Source organism: Anaerobium acetethylicum (genome assembly GCF_900096945.1).
Taxonomy (GTDB): Bacteria; Bacillota; Clostridia; order Lachnospirales; family Lachnospiraceae; genus Anaerobium; species Anaerobium acetethylicum.
Window position 1 is genome coordinate 1 of the sequence record NZ_FMKA01000071.1, and the last position, 5,809, is coordinate 5,809.

The window sequence follows — 5,809 nt, forward strand, 5'->3', positions numbered from 1 at the left end:
GCGAGTTGGTGAGGTTACAAAGAAACAGTCAGAATTATATAAGGCAATGGGTGTTACACCGCCGAACACGTTATAATTTCTTGGGTATTTAGGATATATAAGCTACCCGGTTAACAATCCGTCCATTTTCTTTGATCTTATCTGTATCATACCTTTGAAACTGTCCTTGAGTAATGTATAAATATCACCTACATATTTAATGTCGTTTTCTTTAATAATCTATCGTAATTATTCCTTTGCAATAGCCATATAAAAACCACCTTCCAAGTGAGATTATTGATAACTATTTCTCACCATGGAAGTGGTACCTACTACCAAGACAAGAAATTTTTAACACTACCATAGGAGAAGTCCTTATGTATGGTGGAGGAGAAAACTAACGACATTGCTCTTTTCTATATGAATCTGGTGAAATGCCATGATATTTCTTAAATACCTTAGAAAAATATGTACAATTTTCAAACCCTAAAATATCAGATACTTCGTATACCAGTTTCCCTTTTTTCAACATTTCTTTTCCTGCTTCAATTTTCTTCTGATTAACGTAGTCTACAAAACTCTGCCCAATTTCTTTCTTGAAAACCGTACTTAAGTACGAGTTTGAAATACCAATACAGTTTGCAGCCTCTGTCAACTGCAAGTGTTCATACAAATGGGTATTAATATATTCAATTGCCTGTAGCAATATATCGGACTGACTACACTTATATCTGATCCAGAAATGTTCGTAAAACACATTTTCAAATTCAATCAACCATTGTTCAACCATCTGCAGACTATTCATCATCATAACTTTCTGATAATGACAATTATCGCCATAAACCGCAACTTCTTCAATAGAACTATTGAGGGTCTGCGCTGTCATAGAATAAAAACCCAAAATATCCATGAAAATTCTTCTCAATAAATTGATATGGGAATATTTTTCCACAGAAATAATCTCAATAATTCGCCGGATCATCCGGACTGATTCTTCCCGATGGAATTGACCAACTTCATTTCGCAGTACTGTTAGCGCACTATGCATAAGCTTCGGACTGTGTTCACTGCAGGATAATTTCTGCCAAACGCGATAAATCTGTTGTTCCTCATCATAATAGCTGAAATAGACAACCTGTTCCGCCATGCTGATTCCCTCATTAATTTGGGAACTATCTTGCATATCTGACTCATAAATACCAAAATAACATTTTCCGCTATCATGATTTTCTATCTGACTATGAAGCTGATGATACCAGTCGTCCGAAAATCTTTTTGTAAACAAAAAATAACAATATTGATTTCCTTTCACAATCTGTATATAGTCCAGTTGACTTATGTCAAATTCTCTTTTTGCATAGTCTGCAGTCCTGTAGATATTTCCTTCACTGCTCTGCTTTTGATTCAAAATACATAATGCCGTACAATATGCATCTGCATAATGAAACAGGCTGTTTCCACTTCCGCTAATGATCGTTTCATATTGAATTTCCTGCCTGAATTTTTGTTCTTGGTTGCTTTTTTTTGTATCTGCCCGAACCCCAGTATCACTTTTCACATCAGATATTTTTTCCAGACAATTTTTCAGAATTCCAGTTAGTTCCTCTGCAGATAGATTCAACTTCCGTAGATAATCAAATGCCCCGAGCTTCATGGCATCCTTTACCATCTCAAACTCTTCATTACAGCTGACCACAATTGTGCTACAGCGAAGCCCATTTTTATTGATATATTCCAATATCTGCAATCCATTTATTTTTGGGATATTTAAATCCAGCAAAATAATATCCGGACAATTTTCCCGAACACGTTCCAATGCCTCCTGACCATCTTTTGCATCTTCCAGAAGTTCCAGATTCATTAACTCCCAGTTCACCAATTGATGTAGACCTATCCTTGCCAGCAGTTCATCTTCTACAATCAATACTTTTTTCCTTGCCATTTGACCTACCTTACTTCCCAAATTAATGTTTTTGATGCTACCTCGCAGCAATTTTTTTCGGAATCCGAATCCATATTTCAAATCCCGTTGTAACACTATCATTGAAAATTAATCCATAGGTATCGCCATATAACATTTTTAATCTGGAATTCACATTGTTTAACCCGATACCCGTAAAGTTGCTTCTGTTCTGCTCCGAATGTTTCAGCAATTCTTCCATTTTCTCTTTATCTGCAGAATTTCCATTATTAAATACAGAAATAACAAAGTCATTTGGATATTCTAGTGTTGATACAATAATCTGCCCTGCCGTTACCCCATGAATTCCATGCAAAATCGCATTCTCCACGATTGGCTGCATCGTGAATGCTGGGATTTCGTAATAATACAATTCTGTCGGAATGCTGTTGAAATAATGGAAGGAATCTCCAAAGCGCATTTTCATGATATCCACGTACGCTTGAAGAAGGGCAGATTCCTGTCCAACTGTTGTCATTCCATTTTTGTAGCTGTAAACTGCATGCAGAATTTTCCCCAGTGACTCCAATGCCGATACAGTTTGCCAATCCTGCTTTTCATTTGCCATGATCTTGATAGAATTAACCGTATTAAAAATGAAATGCGGAGAAATCTGAGACATCAGTATCTCATAATGTGCCTTTTCCTTTTGCTTGCTTTCCAACTTCACATGTTCAATCAATGCCTTGATTCGATCTCCAGCCCGATTATAACTAGAAATCAGCTTCTGTATCTCCAGAAAAGAAATTTCCTTTGGCTCCTGAATCTTAATTATCCCATTCACAGCATTTTCCACTTCATTGACTACGTATACTAGCGGTTTTGATATTTTTCCGGAAATATATACCATAGTTGCTATCGAGAGAAGAATCAACATAAAAATCAACACAAGTATAACCCTTAAAATGCCTTTTCCTTCCAGCTGAAAGGCTTTTTCTGGAATTGTGTAAACAATCATATTATCCGAGTGCTTCAGCAACACCGGAATGCAATAATTTTTATATTCTTTTATCATCTGAACATCCGCTGTCTGTGATAGTTTCCATTCTTCAGATTCCTTGATTAGAAACTGAATTTCCTTTTCATCTCCACCATTATAAGCCATTTGTAGTTCTTTTTCATTATTGAAGAAATAAAATGCCCCTTCATTACCGTTTTCCAGTGTCTTCACAAATTTCCCCCATATTTTTTCGCCGGACACCTGCTGTAAAATAATTCCTAGATAATTATCATTATAATCGGTAATCGCCCTCCCAATATAAAGATCCTGGTTTACTTTCACATTATAAATATCCATCTCATGAAAAAAGATACTCAAATCCTTACAGAATGTTGTTTTCCTGTTATTCTTGATAATTTCCTGATACCAGCTTTTCTGATGGTAATCCACCTCGGTCTTGCTCTGGATATGAGGACCTATCAGATCCCCTTCTGAAGTGAGAATAGCTATTTTTACACCTACCGCATTCAAGGTCGAGCTTTCCAGCTCTGACAGTTTCGCTGATATGCTCCTCTTGGCAGTATATACCCCGTAATCCTCATTCCAACTCTGCAAGGTTCTTAAATCTGTGAGCATGTCCTTATTTGTCATCAGCATGCTTGTCGTATAATTTGTTGTTTCCAATATCTGATCCATAGTATTCTTTATTTGAGATAATGTAGATACATCATAGGTCTTCTGTGTCTCGTTCATGGATTTTTGCAGATAAAAATTTAATATGATTAACCCCAAACATAATGGCAGCACTACAAAAAAGCCAATATATACGAGTAAATGTGCACGAATTCCTTTTTTATGTATATTAATTGTATACTTTTTCATATGCTCCACCACTCCTTTCTCACAAAGAATTGGCTCATATTTTCATCTTTTATATTGCATCCATTATAACATAAAATACAGACTGCAGCTAATAAAAGCTTCAGTCCGCATTCTTTTTATAAATTTTATATGTTTTATCCCTTCACGGCACCGGCAGACAATCCTTCTACCAGATTCTTCTGAACAAGAGCGAAAAATATCAAAATCGGAATCAAACTAATCACAACTGCCGACATAAGCAATCCCCAGTTTACCGAATACTGCCCTATAAAATCCTGCATACCAACCTGAATCGTTTTCTTTAATGTCGTGTTGATAAAGATGGATGCATACATATATTCATCCCAAGAGGACATGAAACAAAATAACGCCGTAACAAATAATCCGGGTTTTGCAATGTGTATAATTATTGAGAAGAAAGACTTTACTCTGCTGCATCCGTCTATCATTGCTGCTTCCTCTATCTCCCATGGAATTATCGCAAAGAAAGCACATATATTCCAGATTGCAAACGGCAGTGTAAAAGAGCAGTACATCATAATTAATCCGACATAACTGTCAATCAGATTCAAACTTTTCATAATAATATAGAACGGAATACATAGTAGAATGCCAGGAAACATTCTTGTCATCAGAAACGCCATCTTAATCTTTTCTGCGGCAAATATTTTATATCTTGTTAGTGCATATGCTGCCATAATAGATAGAACCATGCAGATTGCAGTGGTCACAATTGTGATAAAGATACTGTTCAAGAAGTACCGTACGAAATTCGACTCGAACAACACATGTCGAAAATTCTCAAGAGTAATACGTGTAGGAATAATCTGATTTGGATCATAAATCTGATCCTGTGTCTTTAATGCAGTCAGCACTACATAAATGAATGGCACAATGGCAGCAACAACCATTATGATTGTGAATATATATGCTACACCAAGTTTAACTTTTGTATCTTGTCCTTTTTTCACACTTCCACACCCCTATTCTTTCTCACTGACTTTGTGAAGATAGATTCCCGAAAATACAGCCATAAAAATAAACAAAATTACCGATGCTGCTGCTGCGGTACCAAAATTATGATTGATAAATGCTTCTCTATATGCAAATGTATAAATAATTTCCGTACTATACAATGGTCCGCCCTTTGTCATAAGCCATATCGTATTAAAGCAGGAAACAATACCGATAAGATTCAAAATCGTCGATATTGCCAGTGGTTCCTTAATAATTGGAAGAGTAATTTTCCAAAATGTCTGCCATTTATTTGCCCCGTCAATCTGTGCACCTTCATATACATCTCCGGGTATTCCCTGCAGTGCCGCCAGTATAAATATCATCTGAAATGGAATTCCCTTCCAAATTGCAACAATAATTACACACCAGAATGCAGACCCAACATTTCCGAGCCATGAGATTGGCTCCGTAATTGCACCAAGTTTCATAGCAACAACATTGATAATTCCTACGTTTGCATTATACAAAAATGTAAATGTCATCGCTGCAATTGCGTGTGGAACTGCCCATGGTACCAGAATCAAAGTTCTGTAGACGAATCTGCCTTTCAACTTTTGATTCAGTGCAAGTGCCAGAAGAATTGCCATCACAAGCTGAACTATCAGATTCACAACTGTCCACTTTACCGTATTCCAAATAGACTTCAGAAATATTTCATTCTGAAAGATTTCTATATAATTTTCCAATCCAGCAAATGTATTAAAAATTGCATCATTAGGCCGTACAAGATTATAGTGCAGAAAGCTCAAATATATGCCTCGAAATAATGGATAAATAGAAAGCGCGAGAATTACAATAACTGCTGGAGTCAATAACAGATAACCTGGCAGATTTTTTTTCAGTTCAAGACTTTTTATATACTTTTTCACCATCACATTCCTCCTGTTATAATGGGCTGTAATGCATCCTGCTTACAGCCCATTCAAAGTATTATTTACTCAAACTTCGCACATGAATAAGTGCTTATGCACCTTGAAAATTCAATAATAACTGGCATAAAAATAGCATGAAACCATCTGGTTTGGTATAAT

General features: G+C 36.1%; 4 protein-coding genes. All 4 read right to left on the reverse strand.

Going from position 1 to position 5,809, the window contains the following annotated elements; translation table 11 throughout:
* Window positions 1–376: 376 nt before the first annotated feature.
* Window positions 377–1,921 carry a response regulator transcription factor gene (locus BJR36_RS19570; RefSeq protein ID WP_242875694.1) on the reverse strand — a complete coding sequence of 515 codons (1,545 nt, stop codon included), beginning with the start codon at window positions 1,919–1,921 and terminating at the stop codon, window positions 377–379.
* A gap of 37 nt (window positions 1,922–1,958) precedes the next feature.
* Window positions 1,959–3,632, reverse strand: a complete 1,674-nt coding sequence (locus BJR36_RS19575) for a cache domain-containing sensor histidine kinase (RefSeq protein ID WP_242875696.1) — start codon at window positions 3,630–3,632, stop codon at window positions 1,959–1,961.
* Between the two features lie 263 nt (window positions 3,633–3,895).
* Window positions 3,896–4,732, reverse strand: a complete 837-nt coding sequence (locus BJR36_RS19580; RefSeq protein WP_242875698.1) for a carbohydrate ABC transporter permease — start codon at window positions 4,730–4,732, stop codon at window positions 3,896–3,898.
* Window positions 4,733–4,744: 12 nt separating this feature from the next.
* Window positions 4,745–5,464: a carbohydrate ABC transporter permease gene (locus BJR36_RS19585; RefSeq protein ID WP_242875700.1), complete on the reverse strand. Its 720-nt coding sequence runs from the start codon at window positions 5,462–5,464 to the stop codon at window positions 4,745–4,747.
* Window positions 5,465–5,809: the final 345 nt, after the last annotated feature.

What these genes read in the sequence shown, in the direction of transcription:
- BJR36_RS19575 (WP_242875696.1), bottom strand. Translation starts at nt 3,632, where the DNA reads ATGAACGAGACACAGAAGACCTATGATGTATCTACATTATCTCAAATA.
- BJR36_RS19570 (WP_242875694.1), bottom strand. Translation starts at nt 1,921, where the DNA reads ATGGCAAGGAAAAAAGTATTGATTGTAGAAGATGAACTGCTGGCAAGG.